This window comes from Mesorhizobium sp. CA5, assembly GCF_020165105.1.
GTDB lineage: Bacteria > Pseudomonadota > Alphaproteobacteria > Rhizobiales > Rhizobiaceae > Mesorhizobium.
In genome coordinates this window covers 23,577-41,808 of record NZ_JAIUHJ010000013.1, presented here as the reverse complement: position 1 = coordinate 41,808, position 18,232 = coordinate 23,577, and the positions used below count along the sequence as shown (strand labels likewise).

The 18,232-nt window shown below is 63.5% G+C and carries 15 protein-coding genes and 1 tRNA gene; 9 read left to right on the top strand and 7 right to left on the bottom strand.

Going from position 1 to position 18,232, the window contains the following annotated elements; genetic code table 11:
• Positions 1-122: 122 nt before the first annotated feature.
• The 5 genes from betI to betB are packed head-to-tail and all read left to right on the top strand — an operon-like array spanning position 123 to position 6,398.
• A complete protein-coding gene (betI, locus tag LB529_RS17990; RefSeq protein ID WP_224711851.1) occupies positions 123-713 on the top strand; it encodes a transcriptional regulator BetI in 591 nt (196 codons plus the stop codon).
• Entirely contained in the window at positions 710-2,239 is a 1,530-nt protein-coding gene (gene betC, locus LB529_RS17985) for a choline-sulfatase (RefSeq protein ID WP_224711850.1), read from the top strand. The genes betI and betC overlap by 4 nt, the downstream gene beginning before the upstream one ends.
• Entirely contained in the window at positions 2,239-3,240 is a 1,002-nt protein-coding gene (locus LB529_RS17980) for a threonine/serine dehydratase (protein ID WP_224711849.1), read from the top strand. The genes betC and LB529_RS17980 overlap by 1 nt, the downstream gene beginning before the upstream one ends.
• A complete protein-coding gene (gene betA, locus LB529_RS17975) occupies positions 3,233-4,885 on the top strand; it encodes a choline dehydrogenase (protein ID WP_224711848.1) in 1,653 nt (550 codons plus the stop codon). The genes LB529_RS17980 and betA overlap by 8 nt, the downstream gene beginning before the upstream one ends.
• 49 nt (positions 4,886-4,934) lie before the next feature.
• Positions 4,935-6,398 carry a betaine-aldehyde dehydrogenase gene (betB, locus tag LB529_RS17970; protein WP_224711847.1) on the top strand — a complete coding sequence of 488 codons (1,464 nt, stop codon included), beginning with the start codon at positions 4,935-4,937 and terminating at the stop codon, positions 6,396-6,398.
• On the opposite strand, the gene LB529_RS17965 is transcribed toward betB, so the two are convergent.
• Positions 6,392-8,632 carry an AGE family epimerase/isomerase gene (locus LB529_RS17965; protein WP_224711846.1) on the bottom strand — a complete coding sequence of 747 codons (2,241 nt, stop codon included), beginning with the start codon at positions 8,630-8,632 and terminating at the stop codon, positions 6,392-6,394. The genes betB and LB529_RS17965 overlap by 7 nt on opposite strands.
• A 191-nt stretch (positions 8,633-8,823) precedes the next feature.
• Between LB529_RS17965 and LB529_RS17960 the strand changes: the two genes are divergently transcribed.
• Positions 8,824-8,900: transfer RNA gene (locus LB529_RS17960), tRNA-Pro, on the top strand.
• A 59-nt stretch (positions 8,901-8,959) separates the two neighbouring features.
• On the opposite strand, the gene LB529_RS17955 is transcribed toward LB529_RS17960, so the two are convergent.
• Together LB529_RS17955 and LB529_RS17950 are read right to left on the bottom strand one after the other, a co-directional pair.
• Positions 8,960-9,214, bottom strand: a complete 255-nt coding sequence (locus LB529_RS17955; RefSeq protein ID WP_224711845.1) for a hypothetical protein — start codon at positions 9,212-9,214, stop codon at positions 8,960-8,962.
• 107 nt (positions 9,215-9,321) lie between these two features.
• Positions 9,322-9,615 carry a type II toxin-antitoxin system ParD family antitoxin gene (locus LB529_RS17950; RefSeq protein ID WP_224711844.1) on the bottom strand — a complete coding sequence of 98 codons (294 nt, stop codon included), beginning with the start codon at positions 9,613-9,615 and terminating at the stop codon, positions 9,322-9,324.
• Positions 9,616-9,814: 199 nt separating this feature from the next.
• Here LB529_RS17950 and LB529_RS17945 point away from each other — a divergent pair, with 199 nt between their 5' ends.
• The gene (locus tag LB529_RS17945) at positions 9,815-10,150 is read left to right on the top strand and encodes a hypothetical protein (RefSeq protein ID WP_140845723.1); all 336 of its coding nucleotides are present in this window, start codon (positions 9,815-9,817) and stop codon (positions 10,148-10,150) included.
• A gap of 28 nt (positions 10,151-10,178) precedes the next feature.
• Here LB529_RS17945 and LB529_RS17940 read toward each other — a convergent pair whose 3' ends face one another.
• From LB529_RS17940 to LB529_RS17925, 4 genes are all read right to left on the bottom strand, one after another.
• On the bottom strand, positions 10,179-11,798 hold the full coding sequence (locus tag LB529_RS17940; protein ID WP_140845722.1) for an ABC transporter ATP-binding protein: 1,620 nt from the start codon (positions 11,796-11,798) through the stop codon (positions 10,179-10,181).
• A 1-nt stretch (position 11,799) separates the two neighbouring features.
• Positions 11,800-12,924: an ABC transporter permease gene (locus tag LB529_RS17935; RefSeq protein WP_224711843.1), complete on the bottom strand. Its 1,125-nt coding sequence runs from the start codon at positions 12,922-12,924 to the stop codon at positions 11,800-11,802.
• Entirely contained in the window at positions 12,917-13,840 is a 924-nt protein-coding gene (locus tag LB529_RS17930) for an ABC transporter permease subunit (RefSeq protein ID WP_224711842.1), read from the bottom strand. The genes LB529_RS17935 and LB529_RS17930 overlap by 8 nt, the downstream gene beginning before the upstream one ends.
• 177 nt (positions 13,841-14,017) lie before the next feature.
• Entirely contained in the window at positions 14,018-15,610 is a 1,593-nt protein-coding gene (locus LB529_RS17925) for a peptide ABC transporter substrate-binding protein (protein ID WP_224711841.1), read from the bottom strand.
• Between the two features lie 375 nt (positions 15,611-15,985).
• On the opposite strand from LB529_RS17925, the gene LB529_RS17920 reads away from it, so the two are divergent.
• Positions 15,986-16,351, top strand: coding sequence for a TadE family protein (locus LB529_RS17920; protein ID WP_245340453.1), 366 nt, complete (start codon positions 15,986-15,988; stop codon positions 16,349-16,351).
• A 146-nt stretch (positions 16,352-16,497) separates the two neighbouring features.
• The gene (locus LB529_RS17915; protein WP_224711840.1) at positions 16,498-18,228 is read left to right on the top strand and encodes a TadG family pilus assembly protein; all 1,731 of its coding nucleotides are present in this window, start codon (positions 16,498-16,500) and stop codon (positions 18,226-18,228) included.
• The last annotated feature ends 4 nt before the right edge of the window (positions 18,229-18,232 follow it).

Genomic DNA, 18,232 nt, shown 5'->3' with positions numbered 1-18,232 from the left:
ATAATGAACCGTTTTCCAGCCCAGGCATGGGCCAGATCGAAATGAAAGGTTGATCCCACGTCGATTTTTTATTGATTGATCCGTCAATAAAAAATAATCTAACCGTAGAACCGGATCCCAAAATGCCGAAAATCGGAATGGAGCCAGTGCGCCGCAAGGCGCTGATCGACGCGACGATCTCGGCGATCGGCGAGCGCGGATCGCTGGACGTGACAATGTCGGAGATCGCCGGCCGCGCCGGGGTATCGTCGGCGCTGGCGCATCACTATTTCGGCGCCAAGGACGAACTGCTCTTCGCGACGATGCGGCACATCCTCGCCGAGCTCAACACCGACACAAGGCGCGCGTTCGGCATTGCCGTGACGCCGCGCCAGCGCGTCTCGGCCGTCGTCGCCGTCAGCTTTTCCGACGACCAGTTCCAGCCTCAGATCATCGCTGCCTGGCTCGCCTTCTATGTCGAGGCACAGAAATCGATGGAGCTGCGGCGGCTGCTGCGCATCTATGCGCGGCGGCTCAATTCGAACCTGATGAGCGGGCTGACCGGCATCCTGCCTCGGACCGAGGCCGACCGCGTGGCGGAAGCGACCGCGGCACTGATCGACGGGCTCTACATCCGCCGCGCGCTGAAGGACGGCGTGCCCGACGCGCAGACCGCGATCGCGCTCGTGGAAGACTATCTCGAAACCAAGCTCAACGGACGGAGCCTGCCTTGACCACCCGGCGACCCAATTTCCTGATCGTCATGGTCGATCAGCTCAACGGCACGTTCTTTCCGGACGGCCCGGCGGACTTCCTGCATGCCCCCCACCTGAAGGCGCTTGCCGCGCGCTCGGCGCGCTTTGCCAACAATTACACTGCCTCGCCGCTCTGCGCGCCTGGCCGCGCGTCATTCATGAGCGGGCAATTGCCGTCGCGCACCGGGGTCTATGACAACGCCGCCGAGTTCACGTCTTCCATTCCGACCTTCGCCCACCATCTGCGCGCCGCCGGCTATTATACCTGCCTGTCCGGCAAGATGCACTTCGTCGGGCCCGACCAGTTGCACGGTTTCGAGGAGCGGCTGACCACCGACATCTATCCCGCCGATTTCGGTTGGACGCCGGACTACCGCAAGCCCGGCGAGCGGATCGACTGGTGGTATCACAATCTGGGTTCGGTCACCGGCGCCGGCGTCGCCGAGATCACCAACCAGATGGAGTATGACGACGAGGTCGTGTTCCTGGCCACGCAAAAACTCTACCAGCTGTCGCGCGAGCAGGACGATGCGGGTCACCGCCCCTGGTGCCTTACCGTTTCGCTGTCACATCCGCACGACCCCTATGTGGCGCGCAAGCAATATTGGGATCTCTACGAGAACTGCCAGGCGCTCGATCCTGAAACGCCGTTCATACCGCATGACGAGCAGGACACGCATTCGCAACGGCTCTACCGGGCCAGCGACTATCAGGCCTTCGAGATCACGCCGGAACAGGTGCGCCGCTCGCGGCGCGGCTACTTCGCCAACATCTCCTATGTCGACGACAAGCTCGGCGAGATTCTGGACGTCCTCAAGCGTACCCGCATGCTCGACGACACCACCGTCCTGTTCTGCTCGGACCACGGCGACATGCTGGGCGAGCGCGGCCTGTGGTTCAAGATGAGCTTTTTCGAGGGATCTGCCCGCGTGCCGCTGATGATCTCCGGCAAGGGCGTTCCGGCCGGGCTGATCAAGGCACCGGTTTCCAATCTCGACGTGACGCCGACGCTCTGCGACCTCGCCGGCATTGACACCGCCGCAATCGCACCGTGGACCGACGGTCAGTCGCTGCTGCCGCTGCTCGACGGCAAAGCGCGAAGCGGGCCGGTGCTGATGGAGTATGCGGCCGAAGGCTCCTACGCGCCGCTGGTCGCGTTGCGCGACGGCAAATACAAATTCGTCCATTGCGAGCTCGACGCGCCGCAACTGTTCGATCTCGATACCGATCCACTCGAGCGTGACAACCTCGCCGACGATCCGGCGAACGCAGCCCTGGTGGCGATGTTCATGGACAAGGTCAGGGCCCGCTGGGACATGGCTGCCTTCGACGCCGCCGTGCGCGAAAGCCAGGCGCGCCGCTGGGTCGTCTATCCGGCGCTGCGCAACGGCGCCTACTACCCGTGGGATTTCCAGCCGCTGCAGAAGGCGTCGGAACGCTACATGCGCAACCACATGAACCTCGACAATCTCGAAGAGAGCAAACGCTATCCGAGAGACGAATAATGGCTGACGTTCTCGTTCCCACCCTCGACCATCTGAAACAGGCCTATGCCATCACCTCGACGGCCACGCAGGTGACGCCGCTTCTGGAGTCGGCGGCGCTCGCAAAAGAGACAGGTGCAGCGCGGATCTTCGTCAAGCCGGAGTCGCTGCAATGGGCCGGCTCCTTCAAGGTGCGCGGCGCCTATTGGCGGTTGAACCGGCTTTCGCCGGATGAAGCGAAAAAGGGGGTCATCGCCTATTCCTCCGGCAATTTCGCGCAAGGGCTGGCGGCGGCCGGCCAGGCGCTGGGCATTCCCGTCACCATTGTCATGCCGATCGACGCGCCCGCCGCCAAGCGCGACGCGACCGCCGGCTATGGCGCGCGCGTGGTGCTGACCGACCATGGCGAGCGCGCCCGCGAGGAAGTTGCGGCTGCAAAGGCGCGCGAGATCGCCGAGAGCGAGCACCTCACCTTGCTGCATCCCTTCGACGATCCTGAGATCGTGGCCGGCCAGGCCGGCGCGGGGCTTGAAGCGCTCGATCAGCTGGCAATGAAGAAGGCGCAGGCCGACCTGGTGTTCTGCTCGGTCGGCGGCGGCGGACTGATCGGCGGTGTTTCCCTGGCCTTCCACTATCTGTCGCCCAAGACCGAGATCATCGCCGTCGAGCCGGAAGGTTTCAACGGCATGGGCTCGTCGCTGGCGCATGGCGCGATCGAGACCATGCCGATCGGGCCGAAATCGATCTGCGACGGGCTGATGGCGCGCAAGCCCGGCGACGCGCCCTTCGCGGCGGTGAGCGCTGCCGGGGTGCGCGGTGTCACCGTCGACGACGCCTCGGTGCGGCGGGCGATGAAGATCGCGTTCGAGCGGATGAAGCTGGTGCTCGAACCTTCGGGCGCGGCATCGCTCGCAGCGCTGCTCGGCGGCAAGGTGGATGTGAAGGACAAGACCGTCCTTGTGGTTGCAACCGGCGGCAATGTCTCGCTCGCCGACTTTATGGCGCACATGAACAATGCTTGAAGCGGATTTCGTCATCATCGGCTCCGGCTCCGCCGGCTCGGCCATGGCCTATCGGCTGTCGGAAGACGGCAAGCACTCGGTGATCGTCATCGAGTTCGGCGGCACCGATATGGGGCCGCTGATCCAGATGCCGTCCGCGCTGTCGATCCCGCTCAATATGAGCCTTTACGACTGGGGTTTCGCCAGCGAGCCGGAGCCGCATCTCGGCGGGCGCGTGCTTGCCACCCCACGCGGCAAGGTGATCGGCGGCTCGTCCTCGATCAACGGCATGGTCTATGTGCGCGGACATGCGCATGACTTCGACCACTGGGCCGAACAGGGCGCCGCAGGCTGGGCGTTCGCCGACGTGCTTCCCTATTTCAAGCGCATGGAGGACTGCGACGGCGGCGAGGACGGCTGGCGGGGCAAAGGCGGACCACTGCATGTGCAGCGCGGCACGCGGAAAAATCCGCTCTACGGCGCCTTTGTCGAGGCAGGCCGCCAGGCCGGGTTCGAGCTGACCGACGACTATAACGGCTCGAAGCAAGAAGGTTTCGGGCCGATGGAACAGACCATTCTGGGCGGCCGCCGCTGGTCGGCGGCGAACGCCTATCTCAAGCCGGCTCTCAGACGCGGAAATGTCAGGCTGCTCAAGGGTTTCGCCCGGCGCGTGGTGATCGAGAATCAACGCGCGATCGGCGTCGAGATCGAAGCTGATAAAAGGATTCAGGTCGTTAAGGCGCGGCGTGAGGTGATCGTCGCGGCGTCGTCGATCAATTCGCCGAAGATCCTGATGCTGTCAGGCATCGGCCCGGGTGCGCATCTCCAGGAAAACGGCATCCAGGTGGTTGCCGACCGGCCGGGCGTCGGCGCCAATCTGCAGGACCACCTGGAGCTTTATATCCAGCAGGAATCGACCAAGCCGATCACGCTGAACTCGGTGCTCAATCCCTTCTCCAAGGCGCTGATCGGCGCACAATGGCTGTTCTTCAAGACCGGCCTCGGCGCCACCAATCATTTCGAGGCGGCAGCCTTCGTGCGTTCGCAGGCCGGCGTCGACTACCCCGATATCCAGTACCACTTCATCCCGGCGGCCGTGCGCTACGACGGGAAGTCGGCGGCGAAGTCGCACGGCTTCCAGGCGCATGTCGGCCCGATGCGCTCGAAGTCCCGCGGCTCGGTGAGCTTACGCTCGCCCGATCCGAAGGCCAAGCCGGTGATCCGCTTCAACTATATGTCGCATCCGGACGACTGGAGCGAGTTCCGCCACTGCATCCGGCTTACGCGCGAGATTTTCGGCCAGAAAGCCTTCGATGGCTTTCGCGGCAAAGAGATTTCACCGGGCAGCCATGTGCAGTCGGACGACGAGCTCGACGCCTTCATCCGCGACCATGCCGAGAGCGCCTACCATCCTTGCGGCACCTGCAGGATGGGCCGCGCCGACGACCTGACCAGTGTCGTCGATCCGGAATGCCGGGTGATCGGCGTCGAGGGGCTGCGCGTCGCCGACTCCTCGATCTTCCCGCGGGTGACCAACGGCAACCTCAACGCGCCCTCGATCATGACCGGCGAGAAGGCGTCCGACCACATCCTTGGCCGAACGCCGCTGGCGCCATCCAACCAGGAACCGTGGATCAATCCGCGCTGGCAGGTGGCGGACCGATAGGGCATTGTCGGGCAGACCGCCCGATCGGCCAACAGTTCTGGAGAAAGCCATGCGCGCCCAACCGACGGCATCGCACTACGTCAACGGCCGCTACATCGAGGACGAAGGCGGTGCGCCGCTGCCGGTGATCTATCCGGCGACGGGCGAGACCATCGCAACGCTGCATTCAGCGACGCCGAACGTTCTGGAGCTCGCCATCGAAGCCGCCCGGGCCGCGCAGCCGGCCTGGGCACGGTTGAAGCCTGTCGAACGCGGCCGCATCCTGCGCCGCGCAGCCGACATCCTGCGCGCACGCAATGCCGATCTGGCCCGCATCGAGACGCTGGACACCGGCAAGGCTATCCAAGAGACGCTGGTGGCCGACGCCCCTTCGGCAGCCGACTGCCTGGAATATTTCGCCGGAGCGGTCGCCGCCTTCAATGGCGAGATGATCGATCTCGGCGGACCCTTCGCCTACACGCGACGCGAGCCGCTCGGCGTTTGCGTCGGCATCGGCGCCTGGAACTATCCCATCCAGATTGCCGGCTGGAAGTCGGCGCCGGCTTTGGCCATGGGCAATGCCATGGTGTTCAAGCCGTCGGAGAACACGCCGCTTTCGGCTCTGGCGCTGGCCGAAATATACAGCGAAGCGGGGCTGCCCGACGGATTGTTCAACGTCGTGCAGGGTTACGGCGATGTCGGCGCAGGTCTCGTCGGCCATGATGTCGTGGCAAAAGTTTCGGTGACCGGCTCGGTGCCGACCGGTCGCAAGGTGCTGTCGCTTGCCGGCTCGAAAATGAAGCACGCGACGATGGAGCTCGGCGGCAAGTCGCCGCTGATCATCTTCGACGACGCCGATCTCGAGAACGCCATCGGCGGCGCCATGCTCGGCAACTTTTATTCCACCGGCCAGATCTGCTCGAACGGCACGCGCGTCTTCGTGCAGAAGGGCCTGCACGACCGCTTCGTCGAGCGGCTTGTCGAGCGCACCAAGAAAATCCGCATCGGCGACCCGCTCGATCCGGAAACGCAGATGGGTCCGCTGGTTAGCAAGGCGCAGCAGGACAAGGTCGTGTCCTATATCGAAGCCGGCAAGCAGGATGGCGCCAGCCTAGCCTGTGGCGGCAATTTGCCGTCACTGCAGGGTTTCGAAGGCGGTTTTTTCGTCGAACCTACGGTGTTCACCGATGTCGCCGACACCATGCGGATCGCGCGCGAGGAGATTTTCGGACCGGTGATGAGCGTGCTCAAATTCGGCAGCGAGGACGAGGTGATCGAGCGCGCCAACAATACCGAATTCGGGCTGGCGGCGGGCGTGTTCACGCGCGACCTGCCGCGCGCGCATCGCGTCATCGCCGAGCTGCAGGCCGGCACCTGCTGGATCAACGCCTACAATCTCACGCCGGTGGAAATGCCTTTCGGCGGAGTCAAGCAGTCCGGGATCGGCCGCGAGAATTCGCTGGCCGCGCTGGCGCATTATTCGCAGCTGAAGGCGGTTTATGTCGAGACGGGGGACGTGGCAGCGCCCTACTGAGACTTCTCCGTCGTTCCGTCCAGATACTGCGTCAGCGCACAGACTAGGTGGTAGAAGATGCTGGCCGGCACGTCGGTCGCCAGCGAACGGCCGCGTTCGTCGATGCGGTCGATCCACAGGCCGAGCGGCGCCGGATCTATGTGCCAGCGGAACAGGCGGCCGACGCGCGCCTCGATCTCGGGCTTGAGGTCCGGCCCGCCCGAGCTGTCGAGCGCGATTGCCGCTTTGATCGCCTCGGCCTGCGGCCAGCTTCGCGAGACCGTGTCGAGCGGCAGTCCCTGGCGCGAGACGGCGCCATAGGCGAGGCCGGTGGCGCGGTTGAGGCCGTTGGCAACGGCCGAGGCATAGAGCTTGCGCGCGAAAGCGGTGAGTTCGCCCTGGCCGCTGCGAGCGGCGAAATCGACCAGCAGCGAGGCCCATTCGAAGTGATGGCCAGGCTCGGTCCAGCTCCGCTTCTCGCCCGCCGCCGGCTTCCAGCCGTCGTCGAAATATTCACCCAGTGTCCAGCTTTCGGCATCGAAGAAATGGCTGCGGAAAAGATCGATGATGCGTGCCGCGCGGCGCAGATAGGCGCGCTCGCCCGTCGCCTTGTGCCAGGCGAGAAAGGCCTCGAGCAGATGCATGTGCGGATTGGAGCGCCGTTCCTCCGCGCCGTCGGAGGTTTCCAGAAAGCCGGTCAGGCGGGCATCCTCCAGATGCGCGTCGAGGAAGGCGAATGTCTCCTCTGCGAGCCGCAACGCGTCGGGATGGCCCGACATATGGGCATGCGCCAGCGCCAGAAGCACGCAGGAATGGTCGTAGGCATCCTCGACCGGATCGGCGACCGAGCCGTCGATGTTGAGCGTGCGCACCCAGCCGCCGCGATCGGTGCGGCCCTGCCCCGCCATGAAGTCGATGCCGTGCGCAATCAGCCGGTCGGCCGGGCCGTCCCAGCCGCGCTCCTTGGCGACCGCGAAAGCATAGACCTGACGCGCCTGGGTGCGCATGCGCTTGGGTTTCATCAGCGGCGCGGCGTCGAAGCCCAGCGCCTCGTGGAAGCCGCCATGGCGTTCGTCGACGCCGAGCGTCGACCATAGCGGCAGCGTCTCCTCGAACAGCCAGTGGCGCACGCGGCGCCGCCAGGCGCCGCTCTCGATGACGCGGTCATGCGCCGGCGTGAACCTTGTTTCGAGCCGGCCGGATTTCTCCAGTTGCTCGACGATCTTCTTGACGTGCTGGCTGTGGCTGACCGGCGCGACGAATGTGGCATCGGCCGTGGAGACGATCGCCACGTCCTTCATGCCGATGGCCGACAGCAGCCGACCCTCGCTGCGGATATAGGAGTTCTCGCAATCGATGGCGACAACGTCTCCAACGATGACGTTGCCGCCCTTGTCGGACGGGCCGACATCGAGCAGCGACTGCCAGGAGCCGAGATCGTTCCACCGGAAGCCGGCGGGCACCATGGCGATGTCTTTCGCGCGTTCCATGATGGCGTAATCGATCGAGGTCGACGGGATGGCGGAATAGAGTTCCAGCGGCATGTAGAGGCCGGACAGATCGCTGGTCGCAGCCTCGTAGGCGGCTTCCGTCGTCCGCCAGATTTTCGGCTCATAGGCCGCGAAGGCGTCGCGCATGGCGCCGGCGCGAAACAGGAAGATGCCGGTGTTCCAGTAGAAGCTGCCGGCGTCGACATAGGTCTGCGCGGTGGCAAGATCGGGCTTCTCGACGAAGCGCGAGACGTCGAAGACACCGTCCTGGCCTGCCCCGACCTCGATATAGCCATAGCCGGTCTCGGGCTGTGTCGGTTTCAGGCCGAACACCACGAGCCGGCCGGCATTTGCCGCGGCAGCGCCCGCCTCGATGCTTTGCCAGAACTGGCCAGGCGTCGATATCTCGTGATCCGACGGCACCACCAGCACCAGCTCGTCGCCATAGTCGGAGAGCGTGCGCAGGCTGGCCAGCGCCACGGCGGCGGCCGTGTTGCGGCCTGTCGGCTCGAACAGCGGTCCGCCGCCGGCCAGATCGATGCCGGCAAGGTCGGCATGGACGCGGTCGGCGTGACGCTCCGAGGCGATCAGGAAAATCGGCGTCTCGCCTTGCGTGCGCGCCGCTAGCCGGCGCACGGTCTTGGCCAGCATCGAGCCATCGCCGGAGAAGTCGTGGAACTGCTTGGGGTTGTCCTCGCGCGATAGCGGCCACAGCCGCGACCCGACGCCGCCGCTCATGACGAAACTGACGATGCGCTGGCTCATGAACGACCCTGTCAAAAGTCCGGCTCCCATGGGTCGGACTTACGACAAAAGCCTTTAAGCCCACCTTTACCCGATAGCCAAATCCTATGCCACTCGGGCAAGCTCCGCGAAAGAAAGGAAATGCGACAGAAGGACTGCCATTGCCGCTTGCAGGATCGGAACGTGGCAGCTATAAGCCCGCGGTCTGGTCACGGAGTGTAGCGCAGTCTGGTAGCGCACCTCGTTCGGGACGAGGGGGTCGCAGGTTCAAATCCTGCCACTCCGACCAGAAAAAACAAGCACTTGGCCTTTCCCGAAATCACCATCCGTCTGAAATCCGGACTGCCGTCAATCGTCGCCGTAGCTCTCCGGCAGATGGCGCCGGAGTTCCATCGCGTCGTGGAGAACGCGGCCAATTCCGACGACCTCAAGCGTCATCCGGTAGAGCAGGAAATGGCGTGGTCGCAGAACAATGCCGTGTTCGGTCCGTGCTCGATCCCGACTATAGCGCAAGTGATAGCTGCGGTTTCCCAGGTCCGCGCGGGCGATGCTGCCCACCCGTTCGGGATCGGCAGCAATGTCGCGCAGCGCCGCAATCAGCAACCCTTCGTAACGGACACGCGCGATCTCGCCGAAATTGACTTCCGTGTAGGCGAGTATTTGAACGATGTCTTCCTTCGGCTGCTGAAAGCCGGTACAGGACCATGGCGTTACAAGCCTGGTTTTTTCGCGCGTAAGCTTGCCTGCCGCCCCAGGCCATTCATAAATTTTTCGAGACTGTCTCCAGCAATATCCTCGAAACGGCCTTGCTCGATGTCGTGGAAACCGATGCTGGCTGCCTCCCTGAGCGCAGCCAGCTTTGCCGACTCCCTCGCCTCGCGCTGCTCGATCAGCCGCAAGCCGTCACGCAATACCTCGCTGGCGTTCTGATAACGCCCGGTTTTCACCAGCCGATCGATCACCCCTTCGAGGTGTTCCGTCAGGACAACATTGCGGGTCGGCATCGCGGTATCAGCTCTAATTCAACAGGCATGATATAGGGGGATAGCATATTATGCCAATACCGTCGCTCGAACGACGTCTGATCTTCGAAAACAGAATCGTGCGACAACGCTCGACAACGGTTTCTCACTTTGGCCTAATGGCAACCCGCCATGCTCCTGGATGCGCGGGACCGCAGGACGGCGAACCAGGGTTGAGAGTATGAAGTTCACGCCGACGGCCATTCTACCGACAATTGCGGTCCTCTTGTTCGCGGCGGGCTGCTCATCGACCACCGCGTCGATCAGCCCGGCGAACTACGACAAAATGAACTGCCCCGAGCTCAACAATGCGGTCGGCGACACCGCGACCGATATTTCACGCACCGCAATCGCTCGCGGCAAGGTCGCCAACACCAGCGTGCCGACATGGTTGCTGGGCGGCGAGCGCGTGAAGACTGCGATAGCCAATCGCGAAACCGCCCGGATCGAACGGCTGCAGCAACAGCAGCAGGTGATCGTCGCGACGCGGAACCGGAGGTGCCCGTCCTCGCCGTAAGCCGAGCGAGGTTAAGCTTGCCCCGGCTTCAAGCACTCATCCTGAACCGTGCCGTATCGATCGCGGCGTTCATCAGCGTCTGGGTGTAGGCTTCGCGCGGATTGTCGAAGATTTCTTGCGTCGGCCCTTCCTCGACAATCTTTCCCTGCTTCATGACGATGATGTAGTCGGCCATCGCGCGGACCACCGCGAGGTCGTGGCTGATGAAGAGGTAGGACAGCTCATGGTCGGCCTGAAGCTTGCGCAACAGCTCGACGATCTGCTTCTGCACGGAACGGTCGAGGGCCGAGGTCGGCTCGTCGAGCACCACCACTTTCGGCTTCAGGATCATGGCGCGGGCAATGGCGATGCGCTGGCGCTGACCGCCGGAGAATTCATGCGGGTAGCGGTTGCGCGCATTGGGGTCGAGGCCGACCTCGCGCAGCGCCTCGACGGCGCGCTGGTCGCGCTGCTTGCCGGTCAGCGAGGGCTCGTGCACCAAAAGGCCCTCGGTGATCACCTGGCCGACGGTCATGCGCGGCGAAAGCGAGCCGAACGGATCCTGGAAGACCAACTGCAATTCGCGCCTGAGCGGCCGCATCGCCTGGCGGTCCGCGTCCGAAATGTCGCGGTCGCCAAAGCGGATCACGCCGTCGCTGGGCAAGAGCCTGAGCAACGCGCGGCCCAGCGTCGACTTGCCTGAACCGGACTCGCCGACGATGCCGATCGTTTGGTTGCGCTTCAGCCGGATCGAGATCCTGTCCACCGCGCGCAGCATCAATGGCTCGCCGCCAAGGAAGCCGCCGCCGATCTTGAAGACGACTTCGACATTGCGGCCTTCGAGCAACACCGGCGCACTGGCGGGCGGCGCCACCTTGGTGCCCGTCGGCTCGGCCGCGAGCAGCATCTTGGTGTAGGCATGCTGCGGATTGGCGAAGAGTGCTTCCGCATCGCCCTCCTCCACCACCTCGCCCAGGCGCATGACATAGACGCGGTCGGCGAAACGGCGCACGATGCCGAGGTCGTGGGTGATGAAGACGATGGCCATGCCGAGCTTGCGCTGCAGTTCGGCCAGCAGCATCAGAATCTGCGCCTGGATGGTGACGTCGAGCGCCGTCGTCGGTTCGTCGGCGATGAGGATGTCCGGATCGTTGGCCAAGGCCATGGCGATCATGACGCGCTGGCGCTGGCCGCCCGACATCTCGTGCGGATAGGATTTCATCCGCCGTTCGGGATCGGGAATGTGCACCAGCCTGAGCAATTTCAGCGCCTCTTCCCGCGCCGCGGCCGCGTTCAGCCCGCGGTGTCGGCTGATCGGTTCCATCAGCTGGTTGCCGATGGTGTAGAGCGGATCGAGAGAGGTCATCGGCTCCTGGAAGATCATGCTGATCTTGCGGCCGCGCACCTGGTTCAGCTCGCTCTTTGACATCGTCAGGAGATTGCGACCGCGGTAGTCGACCTGGCCGGTCGCCTCGCCATTGGAAGAAAGCAGGCTCATCGCCGCCATCATCGTCTGGCTTTTGCCGGATCCGGATTCCCCGACGACGGCGACCGTCTCGCCGGCGTTGACCTTGATGTTGATGCCCTTCACGGCCTCGACCGTGCCGTCGAGGGTCTGGAAGCGGACGCGCAGGTCCTTGACGCTGAGGATCGTTTCGGAACCAGTCATCTCAGCGGTCCTTGGGATCGAGCGCGTCGCGCAGGCCGTCGCCGACGAAATTCAGGGCAAACAGCGTCGAGACGAGGAAGAAGGCCGGGAACAAAAGCAGCCAGTTGGCGTAGCCGATGTTCTTGGCGCCGACCGAGATCAGCACGCCCCAACTGGTCATCGGTTCCTGCACGCCTAGACCGAGGAAGGACAGGAAGCTCTCCAGGATGATGACCTGCGGCACCAAGAGCGTCATGTAGATGACCACCGGGCCAAGCAGGTTGGGGATGACATGGCGCAACAGGATGCCGCGCTGGCCGACGCCCATGGCCTCCGCCGCCTGGACATATTCCTGCCTGCGGATCGACAGCGCCTGGCCGCGCACGATGCGCGCCATGTCGAGCCACAACACAGCGCCGACGGCCAGGAACATCAGCACGAAGTTGCGGCCGAAAAACACCACCAGCATAATGACGAAGAAGATGAACGGCAGCGAATAGAGCACGTCGACAATGCGCATCATCACCTCGTCGACCTTGCCGCCGGAGAAGCCCGCGGTCGCGCCGTAGATGACCCCGATTACGCCGGCGACGACGCCGGCGAGCAGGCCGATGGCCAAAGAGATGCGTCCGGCCATCAGCGTGCGCGAAAGCAGGTCGCGGCCGGTGTTGTCGGTGCCGAAGAAGAAATATTGCTGCTTCACGGCCGAGCTCATCGTCACCTCGAGGCCGTCGGGCGACTTGTTCTCGATCCTGGTGTCGTCGAAGGCGTCGGAGCGGTCGAGATAGCGGATGTTGCGGTCGTCGATCGGCTTGGTCGAGGTGACGGTGACGATGACGCGATTGCCGTCCTGATGCCATTCCTTGATGTCGGCGCGCATGCGCTTGATGGCGTCGCCCAGCGCACCCTGGATCATGTCGGGTTTCGGATAGGCCGAAAAGCTCGGCGGCATGCGCACATAGTCGCCATAGATGGTGGTGTATGCATGCGGCACGACCCACGGACCGCAAATGCTGATGACGGCGATGAAGGCCAGGTAATAGAGGCTGAGCATCGCGGCGCGGTTGCGTTTGAGCCGCGCCCAAGCATTGCCCCAGAGCGAGCGGCCGACAATCGGCTCGGGCACGGTGACGGCGAGGTCAGTCATAGCGCACCCTCGGATCGACGACCGCATAGAGCAGGTCGACGATCAGGTTGAAGACGATGGTGAAGAGCGCGATCACCACCACGGTTCCCATGACAAGCGTGTAGTCCCGGTTGAGGGCGGCATCGACGAAGTAGCGGCCGACCCCGGGTATGGAGAAAATCGTCTCGACGATGATCGAGCCGGTCAACAGCGCCGCCGCCGCCGGGCCGGTGAAAGAGACGATCGGCAGCACGGCGCCGCGCAGCGCGTGCTTGACCACCACCGACCAGTCGGACAGGCCGAGCGCGCGGGCGGTGCGGATATGGTGCGAACGCAGGCTCTCGATCATGGAGCCGCGCATCAGGCGGGCGACGATGGCGATCTGCGGAAGAGCCAGCGTCAGCACCGGACCGACCTTGTTGATCAAGGCGCCGTCGCCCCAGCCGCCGATCGGCAGCAGCTTCCAGGACAACCCGAAGACGAGCTGGATCACCGGCGCGGTGACGAAGGTGGGGATGGTGCTGCCGGCAGTGGCTAAGGCGATTACCGAATAATCGCCTATTTTGTTCTGGTTGAGCGCGGCGATGGTGCCGAGAATCGAGCCCAACAGCAGCGCCAGCACCAGCGCCGAGGTGCCGATCTGCACCGAGATCGGCAGGCCCTTGGCGAAGAGTTCGGTGACGGTGAAATCCGGCAAATTGTAGCTCGGGCCGAAACTGCCGCGCAAAAGATTGCCGAGATAGTGGACATATTGCAGCCAGAGCGGATCGTTGAGGCCGAACTGGGCTTCGAGATTGGCCCTGATCTCGGGGCTCAGGCCCCGCTCCTGGTTGAACGGGCCGCCTGGCGCGACGCGGATCAGGAAAAACGCCACCGTCACGATGACGAACAGCGTCGGGATGGCGGTCAACAGCCGCCGGAAGACATAACGCAGCATCGGCGCCCCGCTTCAGCCAGGGCGACAGGCTCTCCAGTCGAAGATCCGTGGCGCGCCGGCATCTCTGATCTTCGCACCGGGCAGCCCGAAAATCCAATCCGACTTTCGGCCCGGCACGACGACAGACCGCGACCGCCGCTCCCAAAAAGAGAGCGGCGGCACGGCCAAGGTTTCTTGTCAGTCCTTGGAGATGAAGCGGGACGGATGGATGTCCATCACATTGTCGTCGAAGCCATGCAGCTTCGAGGAAACGATGTCGTGGTAGCTGTAGTAGAGAAGCGGGATCTCGCCGACGTCGTCGACGAGGATACGCTCGGCTGCGGCGAGGTCCTTCATGCGCTCCTCGGGCTTGCCGCCTGCGGCAGCCGCCTTGTCCATGGCGGCTTCATAGGCAGGACTGTTGTAGTTCGAGTAGTTGTTGCCGCTCGCCTTGCGCGAGATGCCGAGGAAGGTCTCGGGATCCTTGTAGTCGGCGATCCAGGCGGCTCGGGCGACGTCGTAGTTGCCCTTCTGCTCGAGGAAGCTGTAATGGGTCTTGGTGTCGGTGTTGAGCAGCGTCACCTCGACGCCGAGCGGCTTCAGCTGTTCCTGGATGGCGACCGCCGTGTTCTTATGGTTTTCCGAGGTGTTGTAGCGGATCTCCATCTTCAACGGATGCTCCGGTGTATAGCCTAGCTTTTCCAGGATTTTCTTGGCCGCATCCTCGCGGTCGATCTGCGGCATGTCGGCGTATTTGGCCAGTGCCGGCGTGTAGCCCTCGATGCCCGGGGGCACCATCGAATATCCAGGCAGCATCGAGTTCTGCCAGACCTTCTCGGCGAGGAAGTCGCGGTCGATCGCCATCGAGATGGCGTTGCGCAACTCGACATTGTCCCAAGGCGCCTTGTCGGTCTTGACCGCGTAATAATAAGTGCCGAGATACGGCCCGACACGGACCTGGTCGCCGAATTTGGTTTTGAGATCGGCGAGCTGCTCGGTCGGCAGGTCGCCATAGCTGTCGAGCTCGCCCGCCTCGAAACGCTTCATCGCCGACGAGCGATCCTCGGTCGGGATGTAGTTGACCACGTCGAGCTTGACGCTCGCGGCGTCCCAGAATTTCGGGTTCTTGACCAATTTCATATGGTCGTTGGGAACCCACTCCGCCAGCGTATAGGCGCCATTGGAGACCAGCTTGCCCGGCTTGATCCAGTCGGCGCCGAGCTTGTCCATGGAAGCCTTGTTGACCGGATAGGTCGCTTGGTGGGTCAGCATCTCCAGGAAGTAGGGCGTCGGAGCCTTGAGCGTGACTTCAAGCGTGTTGGCGTCGATCGCCTTCACGCCCATATCCTCGGCCTTGCCTTTCTTGGTGTTGAAGTCCTCGGCGCCCTTCACCGGATAGAGCATCGAGGCGTATTCTGCAGCGGTGGCCGGATCTTCCAGTCGATGGAACGAATAGACGAAGTCGTCCGCCGTCACCGGGGTGCCGTCCGACCAGAGCCCGTCCTTGCGCAGCTTGAAGGTGTAGACGGTGCCGTCATCCGATACCGTCCAGCTTTCGGCGGCGCCCGGAATGAGATTGGTCTTCTGATCATGCATGACGAGGCCCTGGAACAGGTCGCGTATGATATCGGCTTCGTAGACAGTCGACGTCTTGTGCGGATCGACCGTCTCCGCCTCGGCGGCGGCGCCGCGGTTGTAGACGGTTTCGGCGAAGGCAGGCGTGTAGAATGTGCCGCTGGCCAAGGCCAATGTGGTGGCGAACACCGTCGCCTTCAGCATGTCTTTCAGCATGAAGTTTCTCCCTGTCGGCGCAGCCCCTCAGCCGCGCCTTCTTAAGTTTTGACACCTCGGAACCGTTGAAACGGCCCCGTTTCAGGCGTGCCGCCGGTTCCTTCCGGCGGCTGGTGGCAGGAGACTAGACAGAGCGAAATCTTATTTCAACCATTGCCTGCTTGACGCAAAGTGAGCGCGATAACGCTAAAACAGCGAAACCTAAAGCTTAGAGCTTGCTTTCAACTTGGCACACCTGCCGGTTGTTCCAGCTGTTTTCTGTTTTTGCAGGCGGCCTTTGGCATTCTCCGCGCCATGCTGAAGAACCGAAAATTGCTTGTTCCGTGGTGTCGTTTCCGGGCTGACGCCACGGGCACGTCGGCAATCGAATTTGCCATGCTGGCGCCGGTCTTCATCCTGCTTCTGCTCGGCATGGTTGCATATGGGATTTATTTCGGCGCCAGCCATTCGGTGCAGCAGATCGCCGCCGACGCGGCGCGCACCGCGATTGCCGGCCTCAACCAGACCGAGCGGCAGGCGCTGGTTACCGATTTCATCACTCACGATGTCTCGGGCTATCCGTTCGTCGACGCCAACAAGCTGACCGTCAACGCGCAGGACAGCGCCGTCGACGGCAGCCAGTTCGTCGTCTCGGTCACCTACGATGCGCGCAACCTGCCGATCTGGAACCTGTTCCGGACGCTGCCGCTGCCGGGCACGACGATCCAACGTCAATCGACGATCCGCGTCGGAGGTATATGATGCCCATCAAGGGGGGGCTGGAGCGGCTTATCGTTTCCCGAAATGGCCAGACCGCTCCATCTGTTTTCAGTGACGCAATTCCGGACGGAAGGCTACGGCGAGGTCGCCGAACTCAACCGCCTCGCACTTTTCCTGGAATTGCTTTCATGGCGGCGACGCGACGGCTGCTCGCCGACCGGAGCGCGAATTTCGCCGTCATGACCGCGCTGTGCACGCCGGTGGCGCTGGCGCTGACCGCCTTCGCGATCGACGAAGGTTCCCTTTACAACGAGCGCCGCGCCGCGCAGTCGATCGTCGACCTTGCCGCAATCACCGCGGCCTCGAACATCACCAACGCCCAGCAGGCGGTGCTGACCGCGCTCAGCGACAACGGCATCACCTCGGTCGCCGTGCAGCAACAGGGCGCGACCGTGGCGCCGACTGCCAGCAAGGCGGTCGTCCAGGTCGTGCCAGGGCGCTACACGGGCGTCAGCACCATTGCCGCCGGCAGCCGGTTCGAGGCGGGCAAGCTGCCCTACAATGCGGTCCAGGTGACGCTCAAGAAGCAGGGTACGCTTTATTTCGCCGGCTCAATCATGGCGCCGCCCACTCTCGGCACGACCGCTATCGCCAGCGCGCAGCCGCAAGCGGCTTTTTCGGTCGGCTCGCGGCTCGCCAGCCTCAATGGCGGCATTCTCAACGCGCTTCTCGGCGGCCTTCTCGGCGGCAACATCTCGCTCAGCGTGATGGACTACAATTCACTGGTGTCGGCCGATGTCGACGTTCTTTCGTTCACCGATGCGCTGGCGACGCAATTGCATCTGACCGGCGTCTCCTACAGCGACGTGCTCGCTTCCAAAGCAACGATCGGCCAGATCGCCACGGCAATGGCCAATGTGCCGGGGCTCGACCGCACAGCCAAACTCGCTCTGCAGACTATGGCCTCCAGCGCCACCAATACGGTCAGGATTCCGCTCAGCACCCTCATCGATCTCGGCTCGGTCGGCGATCTCGGCATCGGGCAAAAGCCGGCCGGCCTTAACGTGACAGCCAGCGCGCTCAGCATGTTCACCGCGGCTGCCGCTCTGGCCAATGGCACGAATCAGGTCGCGGTCAATCTCGGCGCCACCATACCGGGGCTGGCATCGACGACGCTTGCGATCGCCATCGGCGAGCCGATGCAGAACTCGGCCTGGCTGGCGGTGGGCGAGGCGGGCACCGTGGTGCGCACGGCGCAGACCCGCATCAAGCTCAATGCCAGCGTCACGCTTGGCAATTCCAATCTCGGCGGCGGCGTCAATCTGCTCGCGGTCAACCTGCCGCTCAATGTCGAAGTCGCCTATGCGGAAGCCAAGCTGACCGACATCACTTGCCCGACCGGTCCCTCCAGCATCAAGGTTTCGATCGCCGCACAGCCGGGTGTCGTCGAGGCTCATCTGGCCAAGAGCAGCGCCAGCGGCTTCGCGGATTTCACCAAGCCGCAGTCCTTCTCCGACGCCGATATCGCGGACCTGAAGCTGTTGCTCGTCCCGCTGCTGCAGGTGACAGGCTCGTCGGCCTTCTCGGTCACCAACATGACGCCGACCAACCTGATCTACAACGCGACCGACATCGCAAACAAGGCGATCAAGACGGTGTCGACCAAGAACCTGACGCAATCGCTGACGACATCGCTGATCAATAACCTGTCGCTCTCGGTCAACGCGCTGGGGCTCGGCCTCGACGTGACAGCCCTGCTCGGCACGGTGAAGCCGGCGGTGACGACGCTGCTCAACGGCGTGACCGCGCCGGTCGACGACCTCCTCTACAATGTCCTTGGAGCTCTGGGCGTCCATGTCGGCGAGGCCGACGTGCGCGTGACCGGCGCGACCTGCGGACGCTCGGTGCTGGTTCAGTAAGAAA

What these genes read in the sequence shown, in the direction of transcription:
- LB529_RS17945 (WP_140845723.1), top strand. Translation starts at nt 9,815, where the DNA reads ATGAAGTTCACGCCGACGGCCATTCTACCGACAATTGCGGTCCTCTTG.
- LB529_RS17940 (WP_140845722.1), bottom strand. Translation starts at nt 11,798, where the DNA reads ATGACTGGTTCCGAAACGATCCTCAGCGTCAAGGACCTGCGCGTCCGC.
- LB529_RS17920 (WP_245340453.1), top strand. Translation starts at nt 15,986, where the DNA reads ATGCTGGCGCCGGTCTTCATCCTGCTTCTGCTCGGCATGGTTGCATAT.
- LB529_RS17935 (WP_224711843.1), bottom strand. Translation starts at nt 12,924, where the DNA reads ATGACTGACCTCGCCGTCACCGTGCCCGAGCCGATTGTCGGCCGCTCG.
- betA (WP_224711848.1), top strand. Translation starts at nt 3,233, where the DNA reads ATGCTTGAAGCGGATTTCGTCATCATCGGCTCCGGCTCCGCCGGCTCG.
- LB529_RS17915 (WP_224711840.1), top strand. Translation starts at nt 16,498, where the DNA reads ATGGCGGCGACGCGACGGCTGCTCGCCGACCGGAGCGCGAATTTCGCC.
- LB529_RS17950 (WP_224711844.1), bottom strand. Translation starts at nt 9,615, where the DNA reads ATGCCGACCCGCAATGTTGTCCTGACGGAACACCTCGAAGGGGTGATC.
- LB529_RS17930 (WP_224711842.1), bottom strand. Translation starts at nt 13,840, where the DNA reads ATGCTGCGTTATGTCTTCCGGCGGCTGTTGACCGCCATCCCGACGCTG.
- LB529_RS17980 (WP_224711849.1), top strand. Translation starts at nt 2,239, where the DNA reads ATGGCTGACGTTCTCGTTCCCACCCTCGACCATCTGAAACAGGCCTAT.
- betB (WP_224711847.1), top strand. Translation starts at nt 4,935, where the DNA reads ATGCGCGCCCAACCGACGGCATCGCACTACGTCAACGGCCGCTACATC.
- LB529_RS17925 (WP_224711841.1), bottom strand. Translation starts at nt 15,610, where the DNA reads ATGCTGAAAGACATGCTGAAGGCGACGGTGTTCGCCACCACATTGGCC.
- LB529_RS17965 (WP_224711846.1), bottom strand. Translation starts at nt 8,632, where the DNA reads ATGAGCCAGCGCATCGTCAGTTTCGTCATGAGCGGCGGCGTCGGGTCG.
- betI (WP_224711851.1), top strand. Translation starts at nt 123, where the DNA reads ATGCCGAAAATCGGAATGGAGCCAGTGCGCCGCAAGGCGCTGATCGAC.